Here is a 20,980-nt window from a genome sequence, read left to right as displayed (position 1 = left end):
GGTGTCTCCGCGGTGGCCGAATCGGCCCATCGCGTCAAGTGGCCCTGATTACGATGGCGTTCAGGCCCTCCAGCCGTGTCTCAACAGGAGTGCGCACCACGGAGCGGAGAGGAGCGTTGCCTTGAGGTTCGGCATCCTGGGGCCCGTCACCGCCTGGCACGACGACGGGACCGAGGTGAAGCTGGCGGGATGGCGACCACGCTCCATGCTGGCGAGGCTGCTGCTGGATCCCCGCGAGGCCGTGTCGGCCCAGGATCTGGTGGAGGCCTTCTACGGCACGGAGTTGCCCGACAGCGTCGGCAGCACGCCCAAGACCGCGGCCAAGCTGCTGCGGCAGGCGCTCGGCAGGCAGCGGGACCTCGTCGAGACCGTCCCCGGTGGCTACCGGATCGCCGCCGCCCCCGAGGACATCGACGCCCATCGCTTCCGCGCTCTCGTGGAGCAGGCCGAGCGGCAGGACACCCGGGAGACGTCCCGGACCCTGGCGGAGGCGCTGGACCTGTGGCGCGGGCCGGCCCTGGCCGGACTGAGCAGTGCCGTGTTCCGTGCGGCCGCGTCGCGGTGGGAGGAGATGCGGCTGGTCGCGGTCGAGCGAAGGCTCGGCGCGGACGTGGATCTCGGCCGCCATCACGACCTGGTCGGCGAGTTGTACCAGCTCACCGAGAAGTACCCCCAACGCGAGGCGCTGCGCGCCCTGTTGATGAGGGCGTTGTTCCGTTCCGGCCGCACGAGCGAGGCGCTGGAGGTCTACGCGACGTACGACAAGCAGGTCCGCAGCGAGTTCGGAATCGAACCGTCACCGCAGCTGAGCCGACTGCACCTGCGCATCCTCCACATGGATCCGGAGTTGCAGGAGACGGCTCCGGACCGGCCTGCCGCGCCGGTCGCGGTCGGATCCGCGCCGGCGCCGGCGGCCCGCCCGGCCGGTGCCCCGGCCAACCTGCCCGCCCGCCCCCACGGAATGGTCGGCCGCACCGATCAACTGACCCGCATGCGACGCGCGTTGACCACGACCGCTGCGGGGTACCTGCCGATCGCGGTCCTCAGCGGACCGGGCGGCTACGGCAAGACCACGCTGGCCACGGAGGCCGCCCACCGCATGACGGGCGACTACCCGGACGGCCAGCTGTACGCCCACCTGTCCGGCTCGCAGTTACGACCGGCGAGCGCCGGGGACGTGCTGGCCCGGTTCCTCACCTTCCTCGGCATCTCCGAGATCCCGGCGACGGTCGACGCGAAGGCCGAGGTGTTCCGTGCGGCCGTGGCCGGCAAGAGGCTGCTCGTCGTCCTCGACGACGCCGCCACCACGGCACAGGTGCTGCCGTTGCTTCCCGGCGAACCGCGCTGTGCGGTGATCGTGACGAGCCGCAACCCGATGCCAGGACTCGGCGGTGGGCACATCGTGCTCGGCCCGCTCGACCAGGACGAGGCCGGCGAGCTGATCAGCGACCGGGTCGGCGTCGACCGCAGCGGTGCGCCGGGGGTGCTCAAGCGGTTGATCGAACTGTGCGGCGGCATGCCCCTGGCGCTTGACCTGGCCTGCGCTCGGCTCGCCACCCACCCGCACTGGGATCTGCCCTACCTGGCCGACCGGCTCGCCGACATCGACCAGCGGCTCTCGGTGCTCAACGTCGACGGCCGCGATGTCCGGACCTGCTTCGAGCTCGGGTACCAGCTCCTCTCCCCGGCGGCCCGGGCCCTGCTGCGGGCGATCGGCAATCTCGGCGTCGGGGAGATCAGCGCCTGGACCGCGGCGGCCCTCGCGGACAGCACCGTCGGTGAGGTCACCCCGCTGCTGGACGAGCTCGCCGCGGCCCACCTGCTGACCATCACCGGGACCGTCCCCTACGTGCACTGCCGGCTCCACGACCTGGTCCTGGCCTACGCGCGCGAACGGGCGACGACCGACGGCGACCCGGCCGAGCTCTGCGCCGAGCTGAACCGCGCCTTCGGCGCCCAGCTGGCCCTGACGGACGCCGCCTACGCCGCGATACACGGGCCCCAGCAGCGCGCCCTGAACGGCGGCACCGCCCGGTGGACGCCGGTGGACGTACCGGCGTCGATCACGGGCTCGGCCACCGAGTGGTTCGTGACCCGCCTGTCGCACCTCTCCCAGATGGTGCAACGGGCCGCCGAGGCCGGCCTGCACGAGGCCTGCTGGGAACTCGCGGTCGCCCCGCAGACGGCTCTGGAGGCCGGCGGCTACTTCGACCTGTGGCACACCACGCACACGCACGCCCTGGCCTCGGTGGGCATCAGCTACGGCGAGGCCGTCCTGCTGCACTCGCTGGGCTATCGCGCGCTCGTCCTGCGCGACTACCTCGACGCCGAGACCCACCTGCGCCGGTCTGCGGAGATCTTCAGCCGCCTCGGCGACACCGAGGGCCAGGCCGCCGTCATGGTTCTGATCAGCGACACCTGCCGGATCCAGGGGGATCCGACGGCCGCCCGGACGGCCTGTGAACGCGGCTTCGCCCTGCGGCCGGCCAACAGGCGCACGCTCGCCAACCTGTGGCTGAATCTCGGCAGGTCGCAGACACATCTCGGTGAGCTCACGCAGGCCACGGAGTCGCTGCGCCGCTCGCTCGCGCTCTACGAGCAGAGCGCCGACCGGCGGGGGCAGGCCGAGGCCCACTGCGACCTGGCGCGGATCTTCGTCCGGCAGGCCGACCTCGACGCCGCGTCCGCCGCCTTCGGCTCGGCGTTCCAACAGGCCAAGGCCATCGGCGACACCCTCGGCATGGCGTACATCCTGACGGACCTGGGCGAGGCCCACGCCCGTCTCGGTACGGCGGAGCAGGCGTACCCGTTGCTGCTCGAAGCCGCGGAACTCGCCCAGCAGGCGAACAACGCGTATGTGCAGAACCGCGCCCGGCAGGTCCTCGCCGAGCTGATGCCGGGCGAGCGCTCCGCCACCGTTCACACGGCGCTCGCGCCCGGCCTCGACAGCGAACACGGAGAGTTGCTCTGACCCACCTCCCGGAGCGCCCAGGGCCTTGTGGTGTCCGGGAGCGGGTGCCCGCGGGTCAGTTCTCCAGGCGTGCCGCCCGTCCCTGCTCGCCGGCCGCCCAGCAGCCGAGGTCCGGGGTGCAGGCCACGGTGTCGTAGGAGCCGGTGTCGACGGTGTGCCAGGTGCGGCCTCCGTCGGTGGTCAGGTCGGTGCCGGTGGGGCCGACGGCGAGGGCCGTGGTGCGGCTGTGCGGGAGCCAGGCCACGCCGGACCGGTAGGCGGGCGGCGGGGTGGCGGCGGCCCGCCAGCCGCGACCGCCGTCCGGGGTGACCGCGGCCGCCTGCGGCGAGGCCTGGTCGGCGCGGTAGTCGCCGCCGACCGCGAGGCCGTGGGTGCGGTCCCGGAAGGCGACGGCGAAGACGCCCTTGGCCGGATCGCCGGCCGGGATCGTGGTGTCGGCGGCGGTCCAGGTCAGGCCGCGGTCGGCGGAGTGCAGCACGCGCGCGTGCGCGCCGCCGCCGGTGGCCAGCCAGGCGTCCCTCGGCCCGGAGGTGACCAGGCACTGGCCGCTCGCCGCGAAGCCCGCCTCGCCCGTCAGGGCGGCCGGCATGCCGTCGTCCGGCAGCACGCGCCAGGAACGGCCGCCGTCACTCGTCGACAGGATGCGGAACCTCCCGTCGACCGGGTCGCTCATGGCGAGGCCGTGGCGGTGGTCGAAGAAGGCCATGCAGTCGTAGAAGGCGGCGGGGTCGGTGTTGCGGAAGGACTCCGTCCAGGTACGGCCGCCGTCGTCGGTGCGGTAGACCCGGGACGCCTCGCCCTCGCCGATGGCCAGCACCACCGCGCGGCGCGCGTCGAACGCCTCGACGTCCCGGAACTGCAGGTCGCCCGCGCCCGGCGGGGAGACGTTCTGCCAGCTCGTCCCGCCGTCCGTGGTGCGCAGCACGGTGCCGCCGGTGCCGGCCAGCCAGGCGGTGTGCCGGTCGACGGCGGCCAGGCCGCGGAACCGCACGTCCGGGGTGCCGGTGTCCTTGGGCGCCCAGTGCGGGGCCCGTGCCGTGGCCTGTGCGGAACCGGCGGTCAGCGCGGCCAGCGCCGCCGCGCACGCCACCCCCACCACGGCCACCCGGCCGGTACGTCGGGCTCGTCCTGTGCGTCGCATGCTCCCCAAGCGCCTCATGGCGCGCGAAGCTAGCCGACCGCCGCGGCGCCGTCCAGAGGGCCCCGGCCGCCGCCGGCAGGTAAGCCCCGGGTGTGAATAGGGCCGGTGACAGAGGTCACTCGCCCTTCGCGTGCACGGATCGGCCACTTCCTTCGTCTCTTCCAGTACCAGGTCCCACACGCCCGGAAATTCGTACCGCCGTCACGAGGGAGCAAGGCGTTGTCCATCGTCATCGAGCAGCCCGTAGAGGCTCGACTGGTCGCCGCGTCGCCGCGCATGCCGAGCATTCCCGCCACCCTGTGCTACGACCGCGAGGACCCCTTCGCCGTACGCATGACCTTCCCGGCCCCGGCCACCCTGGAGGGGGTCGACGTCTGCTGGACGTTCTCCCGCGAGCTGCTGGCGGCGGGACTGCACGCGCCGGAGGGCAACGGGGACGTCCGGGTGCGGCCGTACGGCTACGACCGGACCGTGCTGGAGTTCCACGCCCCCGAGGGCACCGCCGTCGTCCACGTGCGCACCGGCGAGATACGCCGCTTCCTGGAGGCGACCGGCGACCTGGTGCCCACCGGTCGCGAACACCTCCAGCTGGATCTGGACCACGACCTGGCCGAGCTGATGCGGGACGCCTGCTGACCCGGCGCGCTCCCGCCTGCGGTTAATTGCGTTGACACCCCCTGGGGGTCCTCCTAGCGTGTGCATCGGTCCTGTTGCCGCCGATTGGAGAAGGACGTTGCTCGTCTGAGGTCCCGAGACACCGCGTCACACCCGTGAGGTGTGTCTGTGGCGTTCGACCTCGGCGTGTGAGCCGTCCTCCCGGCGCGGGATCCCTCCCCGGCCCTTTCGGCTTCTGCCTCGCGGTGTCTCGACACGCGTCCCCCGACACCGCAAGCAACCGCGAGGCGCCCATGTCAGCATCCCTGACCATCACGTCCCTGTCCTTCGCCTGGCCCGACGGCTCCCCCGTCTTCGACGGCCTGGACATCTCCTTCGGCCCCGGCCGCACCGGTCTGGTCGGTGTCAACGGATCCGGGAAATCGACGCTGTTGAAGCTCGTCGCCGGAGAGCTCACCCCGGCCGACGGCACCGTGAAGGTGACCGGTGAGGTCGGCCACCTCCCGCAGAACGTCACGCTCGACACCGCGCTGCGCGTCGAGGAGGTGCTCGGCATCGCCGCCCGGCGGTCCGCACTGCACGCCATCGAGGCGGGTGACGCGTCCGAGCGGCACTTCGAGGCACTCGGCGACGACTGGGACGTCGAGGAGCGCGCCCTGGTCACCCTCGGCGAACTCGGGCTGGGCCACATCGGCCTCGACCGGACCGTCGGCGAGGTGTCCGGCGGCGAGTCGGTGCTGCTGCGGCTGGCCGCGCTGCTCCTGCGCCGGCCGGACGTGCTGCTGCTCGACGAACCCACCAACAACCTCGACCTGTACGCCCGCAAGCGGCTGTACGCGGCCGTCGCCTCCTGGCCGGGCGTCCTGATCGTGGTCAGCCACGACCGCGAACTCCTCGACCTGGTCGACCAGATCGCCGACCTGCGGGACGGGGAGGTGACCTGGTACGGCGGCAACTTCTCGGCGTACGAGGACGCCCTCGCGGTGGAACAGGAGGCGGCCGAGCGCATGGTGCGGGTCGCCGAGGCCGATGTCCGCAAGCAGAAGCGCGAGCTGTCGGACGCCCAGGTCAAACTGGCCCGCCGCAAGAGGTACGGGCAGAAGATGTTCGAGCAGAAGCGCGAGCCGAAGATCGTCATGGGGGCGCGCAGGCGGGCGGCGCAGGAGTCCGCGGGCAAGCACCGCATCATGCACGAGGAACGGCTCGCCGAGGCGAGGGAGCGGCTGGACGAGGCGGTGGAGGCGGTACGGGACGACGACGAGATCCGCGTCGAGCTGCCGTACACGGCCGTCCCACCGGGCCGGAACGTGCTGACGCTGGAGAACCTGGAGCTCGCGCACGGCTCGCGGGTGAAGGGCATCCTCGACCTGCGCGGGCCCGAGCGGATCGCGCTGATCGGGCGCAACGGCGCGGGCAAGACGACGCTGCTGCGGACGATCGCCGGGGAGCTGGCGCCGGTCGCGGGCGAGGCGCACGCGCACGTGCCGATGCGTTTCCTGCCGCAGCGGCTGGACGTCCTCGACGACGGGCTGACCGTCGCCGAGAACGTGGCCCGGTTCGCGCCGGACGCCGGCAACAACCGGATCCGGGCGCGGCTGGCCCGCTTCCTGTTCCGGGGCGCCCGGGCCGACCAGCGGGCCGGGACGCTCTCCGGCGGCGAGCGCTTCCGGGCGACGCTGGCAGCGCTGCTGCTCGCGGAGCCCGCCCCGCAGCTGCTGATGCTGGACGAGCCGACGAACAACCTCGACATGGCGAGCGTCCGGCAGCTCACCACGGCCCTGGAGTCGTACGCGGGCGCCCTGGTCGTGGCCAGTCACGACCTGCCGTTCCTGGAGTCGATCGGGATCACCCGGTGGCTGCTGATGGCGGACGGGGAGCTGACCGGCACAACTCCGGACGAGGTGGCACGTCTCGGTGAGGGCACAGCCTGACGGCGGGGGTTTTGTCGACACCGATCCGCCCTGCATGATGGCGGTCCGGCGCCCCGCAATGGGCGCCGGACCGAATCACCGACCCCGGAGACCCGCCGTGCCCAGCAAGAAGGCCCTCATCCGCCGCCCCGGTCCACGCCTCGCCGAAGGCCTGGTGACGCACGTCGAGCGGGAGAAGGTCGACGTCGAGCTCGCCCAGGAGCAATGGGAGGCGTACGCGGAGACGCTGCGCGCGCACGGCTGGGAGACCGTCGAGGTGGACCCGGAGGACGACTGCCCGGACTCGGTGTTCGTCGAGGACACGGTCGTCATGTACCGGAACGTGGCGCTGATCACCCGGCCCGGCGCCGAGTCCCGGCGCGCGGAGACGGCCGGCGTGGAGGAGGCGGTGGCCCGGCTCGGCTGCTCGGTGAACTGGATCTGGGAGCCGGGCACCCTCGACGGCGGCGACGTCCTCAAGGTCGGCGACACCGTCTACGTCGGCCGCGGCGGGCGGACCAACGCGGCCGGGGTGCAGCAACTGCGGGCCGCGTTCGAGCCGCTGGGCGCGCGGGTGGTCGCCGTGCCCGTGAGCAAGGTGCTGCATCTCAAGTCGGCGGTGACCGCGCTGCCCGACGGAACGGTTCTGGGGCACATCCCGCACGTGGACCGGCCGTCGCTGTTCCCGGGGTTCCTGGCGGTGCCCGAGGAGGCGGGCGCCCATGTGGTGCTGCTCGGCGGCGGCAGGCTGCTGATGTCGGCGAGCGCCCCGAAGACCGCGGAGCTGCTGGCCGACCTGGGCCACGAGGTGGTCACGGTGGACATCTCCGAGTTCGAGAAGCTGGAGGGGTGTGTGACGTGCCTCTCGGTGCGGTTGCGGGAGTTGTACGCCTGACGGGTGATCGTTTCACCTCTTCAGCCCCGGGACCTGCGCGTCCCGGGGCCGTTTGGCATGTCCCGATTCGCCTTGTGCACCGGGCCTGATCAGCAGTCTTTACAGCGCACTTAACCTACGGCTTCGTAACCTACGGATTCGTAGCCTACGATCACGTAGGTTTCCGGCCCCGCTCGCCGGTTCTCTCCCGTTCATCCGCTCCTGTTCGGCGTCCCCCTGGAGTTCTCGTGACGATCACTTCTCCCCACCTCGGCAGCCCGTCCGTGTGGACCGACGCGCGGCTGCTGTACGCCCTGGAGGAAGTGGTCGAGCAGGAGCTGAACCGGCATCTGAAGGTCGCCAAGGACTGGATGCCGCACGAGTACGTGCCGTGGACGGACGCCCGTAACTTCCCCGGCTTCTTCGAGGACGGCGAGGCCTGGGGCAAGGAGCAGTCCAAGGTCACCGAGATCGGCCGGACCGCGCTGGTGGTGAACCTGCTCACCGAGGACAACCTCCCCAGCTACCACCACGAGATCGCCTCGCTGTTCGGCCGGGACGGCGCCTGGGGCACCTGGGTGCACCGCTGGACCGCCGAGGAGGGCCGGCACGGCATCGTGATGCGCGACTACCTGCTCGCCTCGCGCGCCGTGGACCCGGACAAGCTGGAGCAGTTCCGGATGTCCCACATGAGCGAGGGCTTCGAGTCGGACAACCGGCACTCGATGCTGCACTCGATCGCCTACGTCGCCTTCCAGGAGCTCGCGACCCGCATCTCGCACCGCAACACCGGCCACCAGTCCGGCGACCCCGTCTGCGACCGCATGCTGGCCCGCATCGCGACCGACGAGAACCTGCACATGGTCTTCTACCGCAACCTCCTGAAGGCCGCGTTCGAACTGGCCCCCGACCTGACCATCCAGGCCGTGCGGGACGTCGTCGTCGACTTCCGGATGCCCGGGCACGGCATCCCCGGCTTCGAGCGGGCCGCCGCCCAGATGGCGATCGGCGAGGTCTACAACCTGCGCATCCACCACGACGACGTGCTCCAGCCGGTGCTGCGCCACCTGAAGGTCCTGGAGATCGACGGCCTGGGCCCGGAGGGCCTCAAGGCGCAGGAGGAACTCGGCCTGTTCATGGGCGGACTGGACGCGGAGGCCGCGAAGTTCGACGAGAAGCTGGCCGCGCGCAAGGCCCGGATGGCGGCGCGCGCCGGCGCGTGACACGACGACGGGCGGGCGCCCGGATTTTCCGGTGCGCCCTGTCGGCGGCCTGCGGCATCATGCCCGCATGCCTGCTGACACCACCTCCGGCCGGGCGGTCGGCTTCCTGCTGGACCTGATCGACTCCACGGCCGCCGACCGGGTACGCGCGCGTGTCGGGCTGTCCCGGCCGGTGCCGGAGGACCTCCGGGAGGCCGGGCGCCGGATCTCCCAGGGGCTGCCGGCGCTGCCGTCCTCGGTGGTGCTGTGGATGCTCCAGGAGGACGACCCGGATCTCAACGCCGTCGTCTGGCGTCTGCTCTCCGACCGGGACACGGCGCTGCGGCGGGCCGTCCTGGACGGCGTGCCGTTCGGCCCGGGCCGGCTCCTCGCGGTGGAGGTCGATCCGGACCTGCGCGACAACTACGCGGAGCCGCCGGTCCCCCACCGGGTGGCCCGCATCGGACTCGTGGCAGCCCTGCGCGAGTCGGCGTCCATGGCGGCGGCGCGGGAGGCCACCTCCATGGTCTACCTGCGTGAGCACTGGCAGACGGTCGCCGAGGCGGACCGCGAGAACTCCCTGCCCGGCTACGTCCGCTGGGCCCTGTCCGTCCGCCCGGACTGCCCGCCCTCGCTGCGCGCCCAGTTCGGCTCCCACCGCAAGTTCGACTTCCGGGTCCGCCGGGCGGGCATCCTGGACGGGCCCGCCGGCTACGCCCTGGACCACGGACCGGCCCGGGACGTGCTGAAGGTGCTCTCCCTCGGGCACATGATGTTCCCGCGCCGCGTCGCCGAGGCCGAGGACGCGCTGCGCCCGCTGGTCCGGGACCACCTGGGCGACCGCGAGGAGGCCTGGGCGGTCCTGGCCCAGCTCCTCGACAGCTTCCACGGCACGACCGGGGAACTCGTCAGGACCGCGGGGGCCATCGCCTAGCCGGGGCGACCGGCCGGGCGGGGGGGCGGGGCGGCCGGATTCGAACCGGCGTGAGCTGGTTCTGGAGACCAGTGCGCCTGCCTCTGCGCTACGGCCCCGCCCTTGCGGCAGATCGTAATGCCTTGGCCCGATGTCAGTGCCGGCTGGTACCAATGAAGCACCGGGGGAACCGCACGGCGGGGGACGGCACATGACGTACGGAGAGCGGGGGCGGCCACGCCCTCTCGTGGTCGACCTGGCCGACCGCCGGGCACTCGCGGCCCACCGTCCGGCGGATCCGGAGGTCGTGGCCGAGGCACGGCGGCTCAAGGAGGCCGCGCTGCTGGACTTCGGGCTGACGGAGTCGGCGGTGGCCTCGTGGCTGTACTCGAAGTGCCCGCACCAGATCCCGACCACGGCGGTGGACACGGCGGCCGTGGTCGCCTCCGGCGACGGCACCTGTCTGCTGCTCTACAACCCGGACTTTTTCGTCGGACTGGGCCTGGACGGCGTCAAGTTCGTGCTGTTCCACGAGGCCCGGCACCTGGTGCACCGTCATCTCCTGGCCGATCCCGAGCTGCGCGAGGACCCGCTGTTCACGCTCGCCGCCGAGGTCGCCGTCAACCACGTGGCCCTGGTCCGCCTCGGCCGCACGGAGCTGCCGGAGCTGGACGGCAGGCCGACGGGCGTCGACCCCCGCACGGTGTACGACGCCTACCGGGACGACCTGACGGCCCACGGCCTGGAGCCGCTCTCCTACGAGGGGTTCACCGAGACCGACCTGCGGATCTACGGCGAGCTGAAGCGCATGTGCGATCCGCCGGTACCGCCGCCGCTCTGCCCGCACCTGGTGGCCGGCCTGGTCCCCGCCGACCAGGCGACCGTGGACCAGGTGGCGTCGTCGGCGCTGCTCAACTCCCTGCTGGCGGCCCGGCGCGGCCACGCGGGCGCGGAGGGCGAGCTGCTCGATCTCATGAGCCGTACCGAGGACGGTTCGGCGCGGGCCGCGAGACTCTGGGGCAAGCTGGGCGCGGGCGTGCTGCGCGGCGAGACCACCCGGACCCGGACCGTCGACTGGTGGCAGCGCTGGCTGGTCGACGTACTGGGCTCCCGGCTCCGCGACGGCGAGCGGCTGGTGTACCCGAAGAAGCGCGGCGCCCTGCTCGCGGCCCTCGGCCAGGACCCGATGCTCGCCCGGCGCGGCCCGGTGCGCGAGAAGGTGCTCGTCATCGCCTACGACACCTCGGGCTCGATGCCACACCGGGTCGTCGACTGGCTCACCCGGCTCGTCGGCCGGATCGACGGGGTGGCGGCGCACTGGCTGTCCTTCGACGCCGTGGTGATGCCGTTCCGGCCCGGCGAGAAGGTGTACGGCGGAGGCGGCACCAGCTTCCAGGCGGTCGCCGACTACGTCGAGGGGCGTACCGAGCTGGCGGGCCGGCGCTGCGAGGTGAACCCGGACGCGGTCGTCGTCCTCACCGACGGCCACGCGCCGCCGATCACCCCGGCCGAGCCGGCGAAATGGATCTGGCTGATCACCGAGGGCGGCAGCGACTGGCCGGAGACGCACACACCCGCGATGGACTGCCATCGCGTCACCACGGGATCCGGATAGATGACCACGGAGACAGAGCAGACGACGACGTCCCGGCTGGAGTCGTTCATCGACGCGATGATCGACCTGCGGCAGACCGGGCAGGTCTTCGGCGAGCACGGCATCGGCAAGACGGCGACGTTCTTCTCGCATCTCGCCCGCGCGTACCCGGACACCACGCTGGTGTACGTGCCGGCGGCGAACCTGACCCCGGACGACCTGCTGGTCAACGCCCCGGTCAGGGACCCGCGCACGGGCGAACTGGTGCTGCGCCAGCTGGTGATGAGCGGGCTCCGGCCGGGCCGGCCGTTCGTGCTGCTCATCGACGACTCGCTGCAGGCGGGCGACACGATCCAGTCGCAGCTCATGCAGGTCGCCTGCAACTGGTCGCTGGGCGAGCACGACCTGCGGGCCCTGGGCTGCGTGGGCGTGTTCCTCACCGACAACGAGTCGCTGTCGGAGACCTCGGCACGCCGTGGTGACCTGGCGCTGCTGGACCGCATGGTGACGATGCGGATCACGGCGAACGACACCTCGTGGCGCCGGCATCTCGCGGCGAGGTACCGCCCCTGGGACCTGCGTCCGGTCTTCTCCCTGTGGGCGTCCCTCTCCCCCGCCCTGCGCGAGCTGCTCTCCCCGCGCACCCTGGACCATGTGCTGGCCAACGCGCGCGAGGGCTTCCCGCTGCGCTGGGGCCTGCCGCTGGTCGACGGCGAGCGGCTGCGGCTGGCCGAGCCGGGCCCGGACGGACGGCCGGGGCAGAACCGTACGGCCGAGATCCTGGACCGGATCGCCGCGAGCCTCGGCGTCGCCAACCCGGCGACGGTCGCGGACCCGGTGCGGCAGGTGGTGCGGGCGGCGCTGCGCAACCGCTGGACGGTGCTGCTCCAGGGGCCGCCGGGCTGCGGCAAGACGGAGCTGGTCCGGGAGACGCTGCGCGACGGGCTCGGCCGGGACCCCCTGTACTTCTCGCTGCCGGTGACGAACGTCGAGGACCTGTGCGCGCCGGTGCCCTCCCCGGACGGCACCCTCGACAACCTCCTCGCCGTGCCGTTCACGGGCCCCGAGCCCAAGGCGATCGTGTGGGACGAGTACAACCGGCCCAAGGACCGGGCCGCGTTCGCCAAGCTCATGGAGATCACCCAGGAGTGGTCGCTGGCGGGACGCCGGATCGAGAACCTGCGGGCCCAGATAGCCGTGCAGAACCCGCCGTACCACCTGGGCCGCAAGCTGCTGGTGTCGCGGAACAACATCGCCCAGGCGACCCGTTTCACGGCGTCGCTCCTGGTCGAACCCGAGGACATCCCGGCCAACGAGTGGCTGCTCGCGCGGTACGGGCAGGACGCCGAGACGGTCCTGGAGTGGTGGAAGCACGACATCGACGACGAGGGCCGGGCCTGGATCACCAAGCGGACCCTGGAGCGGCTGGTCAAGCTGCACCGCAAGGGACTGCCGCTGGAGATGGCCACGGTCTACCTCGGCGACGGCGAGTACGCGCCGGTGCCCCTGACGGCCCTGGTCGACCGCTTCAAGGGCCGCCCGGTCACCGGCCTGCGCGAGCTGGCCCGGGACGTCGACGCCTGGGAGGCCCGGCTGCGCGGGGCCGCCGCGCACTCCGGCGAGGGCGGTGACGACAGCGACGTGGTGCACCAGATCCTCGCCAACGCGGAGCTGTCCCAGCTGAAGCGGCACCGGGCGGTGGTGGGGCGCCTGGTGGCGCTGCTCCCGGCCAAGCTGCGCGCGACCTACCTGGTGGGGGCGTCGGAGCGGCACCAGCGGTACTGGACGGAGGTGTTCACGCAGCTGCGGCGGAGCTGACGGCCGGGCCGCCGCCGGCGGAAGGCGGCTCCCCGCTCACCACTCCGCCTCCCGGTAGTCCTTCAGGAACACGCCGGACACCGGGTCCCCGGCCTCGCCGCGCACGATCGGGTCGTAGACGCGGGCCGCGCCGTCGACGATGTCGAGGGGGGTGCGAAAGCCGGCCCCGGCCATCCGGGCCTTCTTCGGGGCCGGGTTCTCGTCGGTGATCCAGCCGGTGTCGACGGCGCACATGTGGACGCCCCGCTCCGCGAGTTCGGCGGCGCTGGTGCGGGTGAGCATGTTCAGGGCGGCCTTGGCCATGTTGGTGTGCGGATGGCCCGCCGTCTTGTTGCGGACGGCGAACCGGCCCTCGACGGCGGTCACGTTGACCACGTACCGGCGCGGCCGGGGCGAGGCCAGCAGCAGCGGCAGCAGCCGGTCGCAGAGCAGGGCCGGGGCCAGGGCGTTGACGAGCTGCGTCTCCAGGACCTCGGCCGGGTCGAGCGCACCGAGCCGGGCCGACCAGGAGTTCTCGGGCGACGCGTCGGGCAGCAGCCCGGCCTCGTCGGCCTCCCGCAGCGCGACGGGCAGCGCGGCGGCCGAGCCCGCCAGTCTGCGCATCGGGGTGAATCCGGGGGCCTGCCGGACGCCCGGGGGCAGCGCGTCGGGCTCGTCGGCGGCCAGCAGCGCGTACGACTCGGGCGGCCTGCGCACGGTCTGGGCCGCGTTGTTGACGAGGATGTCCAGCGGTTCGCCCTCCCGCCGCAGCTCCTCGCAGAGGCCGAGCACCTGGCGCGGGTCGCGCAGGTCGACGGCGAGGACGGTGAGCCGGTCCAGCCACTTCGCGCTGCCGGGGGCGGCCTCGAAGCGGCGCACGGTGTCCTGCGGGAAGCGGGAGGTGACGACGAGCTCGGCGCCGTCGCGCAGCATCATCAGCGCCAGCTGGAAGCCGATCTTCACCCTGCCGCCGGTGAGCAGCACCCGGCGGCCGTCGAGGTCGGTGCTCAGGGCACGGCGTGCGGTGTTGTCGGCGGCGCAGGCGGGGCAGAGCCGGTGGTAGAAGGTGTCGACCTGCCGATAGGGCGACTTGCAGACATAGCAGGTGCGCGGCCTGCGGAAGACGCCCCCGGCGCCGGGCACGGCCAGCGGCGCGTCCTCGCGGCGGTCCAGGGCACCGGTCGCGGTCGCGGCCATCGCGGCGGCGTCGGCCGTCGACGTCTCGGCGTCACGCGTCCTGCGGCGGCGCAGCCGTCCGTCGCGGGCGAAGGAGGCGGCGACCTGCTCGGCCCGCAGCCGCACCGGGTCGTCGACGGGCAGCGCCCGCAGCTTCCCCACGACCTCGTGGAAAGCCGTCAGTTCGGCCTCGGTGATCGCTTCGGTGATCGCCTCGCTCATCCGCCCCGCCCCGTGTCCGCCGTAGCGTGGTCCCGGCCGGATTCGAACCGGCGTACCCGTCATGCCATGACGGTGAGCCTGCCTCTGCTCTACAGGACCTCGTCACGCGGCCCGGACGACCGGATTCGAACCGGCGTGTCCGCCCTGAGAAGGCGGTGCGCCTGCCTCTGCGCTACGTCCGGCCGCGTCCCGGGATCGTAGCCGGGCCGGGCGCACGGTCGTACCGCATTTCCCGGCGGGCGCGGGGTCAGCGGGAGCCGCGGCGCAGTTCCAGGCGCTCCTTCTCGGACATGCCGCCCCAGACGCCGAAGCGTTCGTCGTTGTCGAGCGCGTACTCCAGGCAGGCCGAACGCATCTCGCACATGCCGCAGATGCGCTTGGCCTCGCGTACCGAGCTGCCGGGCTCGGGAAAGAAGAAGTCCGCCCCGGTCTGCGCGCACAACGCCTGCGCCTGCCAGGCCGGGACGGGCGTGCGGGGCGGGGTGATGGTGTCGAAGTGCATGGCCAGAATCGTGCCGGGCGGCGAAAAACGTTCGATCAACGCCCGCTCAACGCCCCGGCGACAGAGCACCGCAGCCTCGATCATGCTCCCGCGCGCCACGCCCGCGCACGGCGGCGCGCGGAACGGATCCAGAACTCGGCGATTGCGTCGGGTGACCCTCGGTAACCGGCCGGCGGTGGGCGTGGTCGGGCAGCGATTGTCAGTGGGCGGTGGAAGACTCGGCGCAGCAGAGAACAGGACCCTTCCGAGGAGGGCGATGATGCTCACCACCCGTTTCGTCAACGGCGCTCCCAACTGGATCGACCTCGGCACACCCGAGATCGACGGCGCCGTAACCTTCTACAGTGGTCTCTTCGGCTGGCAGTTCCGGTCGGCGGGGCCCGACGCCGGCGGTTACGGCTTCTTCCAGCTGGACGGCCGGACCGTCGCCGGAGGTATGCAGACCAGCCCGGAGCAGGGTCCGCCGTCCTGGACGGTGTACTTCCGGAGCGAGGACGCGCAGGCCACCGCGAAGGCGGCCGAGCAGGCGCACGGCAGCGTCCTCGCCCAGCCGATGGACGTGATGGGCCAGGGCCATCTGGCGCTCCTCACCGACCAGGCGGGCGTCCCCTTCGGCATCTGGCAGCCGGCACTCACCAAGGGCGTGGACGTGGCGGGCGATCCGGGTTCGCTGTGCTGGGTCGAGCTGTACACCCCGGACATCGCGGCCGCCGCGGCCTATTACCACAAGGTGCTGGGTCTGGAGACCTCCGGCGTGCCCTTCCCCGGCGGCACCTACACCTGCGTCAACCCGGCGGGCGGCGACGACGCGTCGGTGTTCGGCGGGATGGTGCCGCTGGCCGAGGACCCGGCCGAGGCGCAGGCCGGCGCGTACTGGCTGCCGTACTTCGAGGTCGAGGACCCGGACGCGGTGGTCGAGAAGGCCCAGCAGACGGGCGGCCGGGTGCGGATGCCGGCGACCACGCTGGAGGGGGTGGGCCGGATGGCCAAGCTGGCCGACCCCTACGGCGCCCGCTTCGCGGTGATCAAGGGCGAACCGCAGGGAAACTGAGCAGGGGAACCGAGCAGGGAAACTGAGCAGGCGAACCGAGGCGAGCGCCGGGTCCCGTCACGCGGTCGCGCGCCGTACCAGCGTCGTGGGCAGGACGATGCTGGACGGCGCGCCGGTCGCGGACGTGTCGCGGGTCAGCGTGGACAGCAGCAGGCGGGCCATCAACCGGCCCATCTCCTCGATGTCCTGACGGACCGTCGTCAGCGGCGGCTCGGTCTGTTCGGCGACGGGCAGCACGTCGTCGAAGCCGATCACGGCGACGTCCTCGGGCACCCGGCGGCCCCGCTCGCGCAGCACGCGCAGGGCGCCGAGGGCGGTGAGGTCGTTGGCGGCGAACACGGCGTCCACGTCCGGGCAGCGGTCGAGGAGTTCGCCCATGGCGCGCTCGCCGCCCGAGGGGGTGAAGTCGCTGGCGACGACCAGCCGGGGATCGCTCTCCCCCATGACGTCCCGGTACCCCTGGAGGCGGTCGGCCGCCGAGGTCTGGTCCAGCGGTCCGGTGATGTGCGCGATCCGGGTCCGGCCGAGGCCGACGAGATGGCGTACCGCGTCCTCGGCACCGCCCCGGTTGTCGCAGTCGACGTACACGGCGCTGTCCGTGCCGTCGCTCCAGCCGGGCCGGCCGCCGAACACGGTGGGGACGCCGGCACCCTCGATCAGACCCGGCAGCGGGTCGTCGAGGTGGAGGGAGAAGACCAGCGCGCCGTCGACATGGCCGCCGGCGAGATAGCGGGCCACCCGCGCGTGGTCGTCCCGTCCCTCGGTGAGCAGCAGGACGAGCTGGCTGTCGTGGGCGGTCAGTTCCTTGCTGATGCCGCGCAGTTGGAGGGCGAAGAAGGGGTCGGTGAAGATCCGGGTCTCGGGTTCGGCGATGACGACGGCGACGGCGTCGTGCCGTCGGGTGACGAGGCTGCGGGCCGCCTGGTTGGGGACGTAGCCGAGTTCCTCGACCGCCCGCCGGACCCGCTGGACGAGGGGCTCGCGCACGCCGTCCCCGCCGTTGACGACCCGTGACACGGTGGCCCGGGAGACCCCGGCCCGCGCGGCCACGGCCTCCAGCGTGGGGCGTGACACTGCCTCGGACACCTCTGCCCTCCTCGTCGGCTGGCGATCAGCATAGTCCCGGGCACTGCCCGCCGACCGCCGCCGAACGGCCTCCCCGACTCCCGCCGTCAGGAGGGCTGTTCGGGCCGGGCCCGGCTCGGCTGGACGCGTTTGGGCTCGCCCGGCATCTTCGGGTACTCCGGCGGATAGGGCAGGTCGCCGAGGCCGTGCTCCTCCTCGTCGCGGCGGGCGAGCTCCAGGAGGGCGTCGAGGGAGTAGGCGTGGTCGTCCATGTCGGCGTGTACGTCGCCGAGTTCGGCGAACCGGGCCGGCATCGTGGCCAGGTCGAAGTCCGCGGGCCGCACGTCGTCGACCTCCTCCCAGCGCAGCGGCGCCGAGACGGGGGCGTTCGGGCGGGGCCGCAGGGAGTAGGCGGAGGCGATGGTGCGGTCGCGGGCGGTCTGGTTGTAGTCGAGGAAAATACGCTCGCCGCGCTCCTCCTTCCACCACTTGATGGTCACCCGGTCCGGCATCCGGCGTTCCAGCTCGCGGCCCACGGCGATGGCGGCGCGCCGGACCTGGGTGAAGGTCCAGCGGGGCTCGATGGGCACGAAGACGTGCAGGCCCCGGCCGCCGGAGGTCTTGGGCCAGCCGCGCAGTCCGCCGAACTCGTCGAGGACGGCGCGCAGTTCGTGGGCGGCGCGGACCGCGTCGGCGAAGTCGGTGCCGGGCTGCGGGTCGAGGTCGATCCGGAGTTCGTCGGGGCTGTCGACGTCGGCGCGCCGCACCGGCCAGGGGTGGAAGGTGAGCGTGCCGTACTGCGCGGCCCACACCACGGCGGCCTCCTCGGTGGGGCACATCTCGTCGGCGGTACGGCCGCTGGGGAAGGTGATGTGGGCGGCGGGGATCCAGTCGGGCATGCCCTTGGGGGCGCGCTTCTGGTAGAACCACTCGCCCTCGACGCCGTCCGGGTAGCGCTGGAGGGTGGTGGGCCGGTCGCGCAGGGCGCGCAGGATGCCGGGGGCCACGGCCGCGTAGTAGCGGGCGACGTCCAGCTTGGTGAAACCGCGCTCCGGGAAGAAGACCTTGTCGGGGCTGGACAGCCGTACGGTCCGGCCGGCCACCTCCAGTTCCACCGCTTTCGCCATGCCGCCACGGTAGGCGCACCACCCCCACCCCGCATATCGGCCTGCCGGGCCCGCGTAGGGGGCGGGCGGGCCGTGTGACGAGCGGCGGCCGGGGACCCCTCGTACAGTCGGAGCATGGATCTGCCGGTGATGCCACCCGTGAAGCCGATGCTCGCCAAGTCGGTGGCGGCGATCCCGCCGGACATGCAGTACGAGGCGAAGTGGGACGGCTTCCGGGCGATCGTGTTCCGGGACGGCGCCGAGGTGGAGCTCGGCAGCCGTACCGGGAAGCCGTTGACCAGGTACTTCCCCGAGCTGGTGGCGGCGCTGCGGGAGCGGGTGCCCGAGCGGTGCGTGCTGGACGGGGAGATCGTGATCGCGCGGGAGGGCCGGCTGGACTTCGACGCGCTGACCGAGCGGATCCATCCGGCGGACTCCAGGGTGCGCACGCTGGCGGAGCGGACCCCCGCCTCCTTCGTCGCCTTCGACCTGCTGGCGCTGCACGACGAGTCGCTCCTCGACGTCCCGCTGACCGACCGGCGCGCCCTGCTCGTCCGAGCCCTGGCCGACGTGACCCCGCCGGTGCACCTGGCGCCGGCCACGACCGATGTCGAGGTGGCCCGGCAGTGGTTCGAGCAGTACGAGGGGGCCGGTCTCGACGGGGTCATCGCCAAGCCGCTCACCCTGCTCTACCGCCAGGACGAGCGGGCCATGTTCAAGGTCAAGCACGAGCGGACGGCCGACGTCGTGGTGGCCGGCTACCGCTTCCACAAGAGCGGCCCCGTGGTGGGCTCACTGCTGCTGGGCCTGTACGACGACCGGGGCGCCCTCCAGCACGTGGGCGTGTCGGCCGCGTTCCCGATGAAGCGGCGGGCCGAGCTGGTCGAGGAGCTGGAGCCGCTGCGCATGGACGACGTCTCCGGGCACCCGTGGGCGGCCTGGGCGGAGGAGGCCGCGCACGAGTCGGCCCGGCTGCCCGGCGCGCCGAGCCGCTGGTCGGGAAAGAAGGACCTGTCCTGGGTGCCGGTGCGGCCGGAGCGGGTGGCCGAGGTGGCGTACGACCACATGGAGAACGGGGCCCGCTTCCGGCACACGGCCCGGTTCCGCCGCTGGCGCCCGGACCGCGCGCCGGAGAGCTGCACCTACGCCCAGCTGGAGGAGCCGGTGCGCTACGACCTCACGGAGATCCTGGGGTCCTGACCGTCCCCGATCTGGTTCGACCGGGTATGGCTCCCGATGACTTGTTGAGCACACAATCAAGCAAGAGCGTGAACGGGGTGGGCCGAACCGGGGGGCCGCGGTGGACATGCGACACGAGGCGCCGACGCGCCGGACCGTACTGACGGCGGCACTGGCGGCGGTCGCGGCGACGGCTTCCCTCACGGCGGGCTGCACCCAACACGGCACGACGGACGACGGCCGCACACCACGGGCCACCCCGACGCCGAGCGAGGGCACCCCGGCCCCGAGCGGGCGGCAGGCCACCGGATCCGTGCTGGCCGTGAAGATCGACAACGTGGCCGGGGCCCGCCCCCAGACCGGGCTGGAGTCGGCGGACGTGGTGTACGCGGAGCAGGTGGAGGGCGGGCTCAGCCGGCTGATGGCGGTGTACGCCACCCGGCTCCCCGAGGTCGTCGGCCCGGTCCGCAGCGCCCGTGAGTCCGACCTGGAGCTGCTGCGCCAGTTCGACCGGCCGACGCTCGCCTTCTCCGGCGCCCAGCGGAAACTGCTCCCGCTGATCGGCCGGGCACCCCTGCGGCCGGAGTCGCCCGCGGAGGCGTCCGGCGCCTACTACCGGGGCGGCGGCCGGCCGGCCCCGCACAACCTGTACCTCCGCCCGGCCGAGGTGATGCCGGACGGGGCCCCGGGCAGGGCGGCGCTCACCACCGGCTTCCGCTACGGCCCGGCGCCGGCCGGCGGCACGGCCACCGCCTCCCGCACCGTGCGGTACCCGGCGGCCCGCTTCACCTTCACCTGGTCCGGCGACCGGAGCCGCTGGCTGGTGTCGATGGACGGCACCCCGGCGAGGACGACGGCCGGCGACCGGCTGGCACCGGCGACGGTCGTGGTGCAGCACGTGCGGGTCCGGGCGTCGGCGTACCACGACGTACTCGGCAACAACACGCCGTTCACCGAGACGGTGGGGTCGGGCAAGGCGGAGGTGCTGCGGGACGGGCGAGCGTTCGAGGCCACCTGGTCGCGCCCGGAGGCCACCGCGGGGACGACGTTCACGGGCACGGACGGCGGCCCGGTGAACCTCGCCGACGGTCAGGTGTGGGTGGTGTTCGCGAAGGCCTGACCCTGCGGCGCGGGCGGCTCGGCCGGGTTGCGCAGGTCCTCCGCCGCGTCCGAGACCCGGCGGATCAGGTCGAAGAACAGGGTCTGCTCGGCGGCCGAGAGCGGGGCAAGGAAGACCTGGTTCATCCGGGCGGTGCGCACGCCGAGCTTGCGGTGGGTGCGCAGGCCGTCGTCGGTGAGGCGCAGCAGGAAGCGGCGGCCGTCCTGCGGGTCGCGCACCTTGTCGAGGAGCCCGCGCCGGCCCAGCCGGCTGATCACCTCGGCGATGGTCGACCGGTCCAGGCCCACCCGCTCCCCCACGGTCCGCTGGTCCAGGCCCGGCTCGGCGACGAGCGCGTTCAGCACGGCGAACTGCGGCGAGGTGATCTCCTCCGAGACCATCGTGTTCCACAGCAGGTAGTGGGCCTGCTGGAGCCGCCGGGCCAGGTGCCCGGGGTGGGTGGTGAGGTCCACCGCGGCCATATGCACTCCCCTGGTCCGAATTCGTTGGTGCACTGAACGATACCGACAGACACGGAAGCTGTCTCTACACCCGTCTGCCAT

17 protein-coding genes and 3 tRNA genes are annotated in these 20,980 nt (G+C 72.8%); 11 read left to right on the top strand and 9 right to left on the bottom strand.

The genetic code is table 11. The annotated features are described in order from the left end of the window. Window positions 1-121: 121 nt before the first annotated feature. Window positions 122-2,971, top strand: coding sequence for a BTAD domain-containing putative transcriptional regulator (locus ACGF5O_RS28755; RefSeq protein WP_393812775.1), 2,850 nt, complete (start codon window positions 122-124; stop codon window positions 2,969-2,971). Between the two features lie 55 nt (window positions 2,972-3,026). Here ACGF5O_RS28755 and ACGF5O_RS28750 read toward each other — a convergent pair whose 3' ends face one another. Next, entirely contained in the window at window positions 3,027-4,112 is a 1,086-nt protein-coding gene (locus tag ACGF5O_RS28750) for a WD40/YVTN/BNR-like repeat-containing protein (RefSeq protein WP_393812774.1), read from the bottom strand. 219 nt (window positions 4,113-4,331) lie between these two features. Between ACGF5O_RS28750 and ACGF5O_RS28745 the strand changes: the two genes are divergently transcribed. From ACGF5O_RS28745 to ACGF5O_RS28725, 5 genes are all read left to right on the top strand, one after another. After that, complete coding sequence (locus ACGF5O_RS28745) at window positions 4,332-4,748, top strand: SsgA family sporulation/cell division regulator (RefSeq protein WP_362579842.1); 417 nt, start codon at window positions 4,332-4,334, stop codon at window positions 4,746-4,748. Between the two features lie 272 nt (window positions 4,749-5,020). Beyond that, complete coding sequence (locus tag ACGF5O_RS28740; RefSeq protein WP_393812773.1) at window positions 5,021-6,658, top strand: ABC-F family ATP-binding cassette domain-containing protein; 1,638 nt, start codon at window positions 5,021-5,023, stop codon at window positions 6,656-6,658. 97 nt (window positions 6,659-6,755) lie between these two features. Next, a complete protein-coding gene (gene ddaH / locus ACGF5O_RS28735) occupies window positions 6,756-7,532 on the top strand; it encodes a dimethylargininase (protein ID WP_393812772.1) in 777 nt (258 codons plus the stop codon). Between the two features lie 227 nt (window positions 7,533-7,759). Further along, a complete protein-coding gene (locus ACGF5O_RS28730) occupies window positions 7,760-8,734 on the top strand; it encodes an acyl-ACP desaturase (protein WP_393812771.1) in 975 nt (324 codons plus the stop codon). A gap of 67 nt (window positions 8,735-8,801) precedes the next feature. Next, the gene (locus tag ACGF5O_RS28725; RefSeq protein ID WP_393812770.1) at window positions 8,802-9,647 is read left to right on the top strand and encodes a hypothetical protein; all 846 of its coding nucleotides are present in this window, start codon (window positions 8,802-8,804) and stop codon (window positions 9,645-9,647) included. Between the two features lie 24 nt (window positions 9,648-9,671). Here the strand turns inward: ACGF5O_RS28725 and ACGF5O_RS28720 are convergent. After that, a tRNA-Trp gene (locus tag ACGF5O_RS28720) sits at window positions 9,672-9,747 on the bottom strand. A gap of 90 nt (window positions 9,748-9,837) precedes the next feature. Between ACGF5O_RS28720 and ACGF5O_RS28715 the strand changes: the two genes are divergently transcribed. Together ACGF5O_RS28715 and ACGF5O_RS28710 are read left to right on the top strand one after the other, a co-directional pair. Then, a complete protein-coding gene (locus tag ACGF5O_RS28715) occupies window positions 9,838-11,241 on the top strand; it encodes a hypothetical protein (protein ID WP_393812769.1) in 1,404 nt (467 codons plus the stop codon). Then, a complete protein-coding gene (locus ACGF5O_RS28710; protein ID WP_393812768.1) occupies window positions 11,242-13,038 on the top strand; it encodes an AAA family ATPase in 1,797 nt (598 codons plus the stop codon). 36 nt (window positions 13,039-13,074) lie between these two features. On the opposite strand, the gene ACGF5O_RS28705 is transcribed toward ACGF5O_RS28710, so the two are convergent. From ACGF5O_RS28705 to ACGF5O_RS28690, 4 genes are all read right to left on the bottom strand, one after another. After that, entirely contained in the window at window positions 13,075-14,415 is a 1,341-nt protein-coding gene (locus tag ACGF5O_RS28705; RefSeq protein ID WP_393812767.1) for an SDR family oxidoreductase, read from the bottom strand. A 27-nt stretch (window positions 14,416-14,442) separates the two neighbouring features. Then, a tRNA-Ala gene (locus ACGF5O_RS28700) sits at window positions 14,443-14,514 on the bottom strand. 11 nt (window positions 14,515-14,525) lie between these two features. Then, window positions 14,526-14,597 (bottom strand) — tRNA-Glu (locus tag ACGF5O_RS28695). A 65-nt stretch (window positions 14,598-14,662) separates the two neighbouring features. Then, complete coding sequence (locus ACGF5O_RS28690; protein WP_393812766.1) at window positions 14,663-14,917, bottom strand: WhiB family transcriptional regulator; 255 nt, start codon at window positions 14,915-14,917, stop codon at window positions 14,663-14,665. A gap of 259 nt (window positions 14,918-15,176) precedes the next feature. On the opposite strand from ACGF5O_RS28690, the gene ACGF5O_RS28685 reads away from it, so the two are divergent. Continuing rightward, a complete protein-coding gene (locus tag ACGF5O_RS28685) occupies window positions 15,177-15,968 on the top strand; it encodes a VOC family protein (protein WP_393813113.1) in 792 nt (263 codons plus the stop codon). Between the two features lie 57 nt (window positions 15,969-16,025). On the opposite strand, the gene ACGF5O_RS28680 is transcribed toward ACGF5O_RS28685, so the two are convergent. Continuing rightward, complete coding sequence (locus ACGF5O_RS28680) at window positions 16,026-17,054, bottom strand: LacI family DNA-binding transcriptional regulator (RefSeq protein WP_393812765.1); 1,029 nt, start codon at window positions 17,052-17,054, stop codon at window positions 16,026-16,028. Window positions 17,055-17,140: 86 nt separating this feature from the next. Next, a complete protein-coding gene (gene ligD, locus ACGF5O_RS28675) occupies window positions 17,141-18,160 on the bottom strand; it encodes a non-homologous end-joining DNA ligase (protein ID WP_393812764.1) in 1,020 nt (339 codons plus the stop codon). Window positions 18,161-18,274: 114 nt separating this feature from the next. Between ligD and ACGF5O_RS28670 the strand changes: the two genes are divergently transcribed. Next, complete coding sequence (locus ACGF5O_RS28670) at window positions 18,275-19,339, top strand: ATP-dependent DNA ligase (RefSeq protein ID WP_393812763.1); 1,065 nt, start codon at window positions 18,275-18,277, stop codon at window positions 19,337-19,339. A gap of 106 nt (window positions 19,340-19,445) precedes the next feature. Continuing rightward, window positions 19,446-20,438, top strand: coding sequence for a DUF3048 domain-containing protein (locus tag ACGF5O_RS28665; protein ID WP_393813112.1), 993 nt, complete (start codon window positions 19,446-19,448; stop codon window positions 20,436-20,438). Here the strand turns inward: ACGF5O_RS28665 and ACGF5O_RS28660 are convergent. Beyond that, the gene (locus ACGF5O_RS28660; protein ID WP_393812762.1) at window positions 20,408-20,899 is read right to left on the bottom strand and encodes a MarR family winged helix-turn-helix transcriptional regulator; all 492 of its coding nucleotides are present in this window, start codon (window positions 20,897-20,899) and stop codon (window positions 20,408-20,410) included. The two genes, ACGF5O_RS28665 and ACGF5O_RS28660, sit on opposite strands and share 31 nt — an antisense overlap. Between the last annotated feature and the right edge of the window lie 81 nt (window positions 20,900-20,980).

This window comes from Streptomyces sp. NPDC048291 (assembly GCF_043201715.1).
Classification (GTDB): domain Bacteria; phylum Actinomycetota; class Actinomycetes; order Streptomycetales; family Streptomycetaceae; genus Streptomyces.
The sequence above is the reverse complement of the archived record's forward strand: the minus strand, read 5'-3'. Positions and strand labels throughout refer to the sequence as shown.

Excerpts from the sequence above, each read along its gene's own strand:
- ACGF5O_RS28750 (WP_393812774.1), bottom strand. The coding sequence starts at position 4,112 with ATGCGACGCACAGGACGAGCCCGACGTACCGGCCGGGTGGCCGTGGTG.
- ACGF5O_RS28740 (WP_393812773.1), top strand. The coding sequence starts at position 5,021 with ATGTCAGCATCCCTGACCATCACGTCCCTGTCCTTCGCCTGGCCCGAC.
- ACGF5O_RS28725 (WP_393812770.1), top strand. The coding sequence starts at position 8,802 with ATGCCTGCTGACACCACCTCCGGCCGGGCGGTCGGCTTCCTGCTGGAC.
- ACGF5O_RS28715 (WP_393812769.1), top strand. The coding sequence starts at position 9,838 with ATGACGTACGGAGAGCGGGGGCGGCCACGCCCTCTCGTGGTCGACCTG.
- ACGF5O_RS28710 (WP_393812768.1), top strand. The coding sequence starts at position 11,242 with ATGACCACGGAGACAGAGCAGACGACGACGTCCCGGCTGGAGTCGTTC.
- ACGF5O_RS28705 (WP_393812767.1), bottom strand. The coding sequence starts at position 14,415 with ATGAGCGAGGCGATCACCGAAGCGATCACCGAGGCCGAACTGACGGCT.
- ACGF5O_RS28690 (WP_393812766.1), bottom strand. The coding sequence starts at position 14,917 with ATGCACTTCGACACCATCACCCCGCCCCGCACGCCCGTCCCGGCCTGG.
- ACGF5O_RS28685 (WP_393813113.1), top strand. The coding sequence starts at position 15,177 with ATGCTCACCACCCGTTTCGTCAACGGCGCTCCCAACTGGATCGACCTC.
- ligD (WP_393812764.1), bottom strand. The coding sequence starts at position 18,160 with ATGGCGAAAGCGGTGGAACTGGAGGTGGCCGGCCGGACCGTACGGCTG.
- ACGF5O_RS28670 (WP_393812763.1), top strand. The coding sequence starts at position 18,275 with ATGGATCTGCCGGTGATGCCACCCGTGAAGCCGATGCTCGCCAAGTCG.
- ACGF5O_RS28665 (WP_393813112.1), top strand. The coding sequence starts at position 19,446 with ATGCGACACGAGGCGCCGACGCGCCGGACCGTACTGACGGCGGCACTG.
- ACGF5O_RS28660 (WP_393812762.1), bottom strand. The coding sequence starts at position 20,899 with ATGGCCGCGGTGGACCTCACCACCCACCCCGGGCACCTGGCCCGGCGG.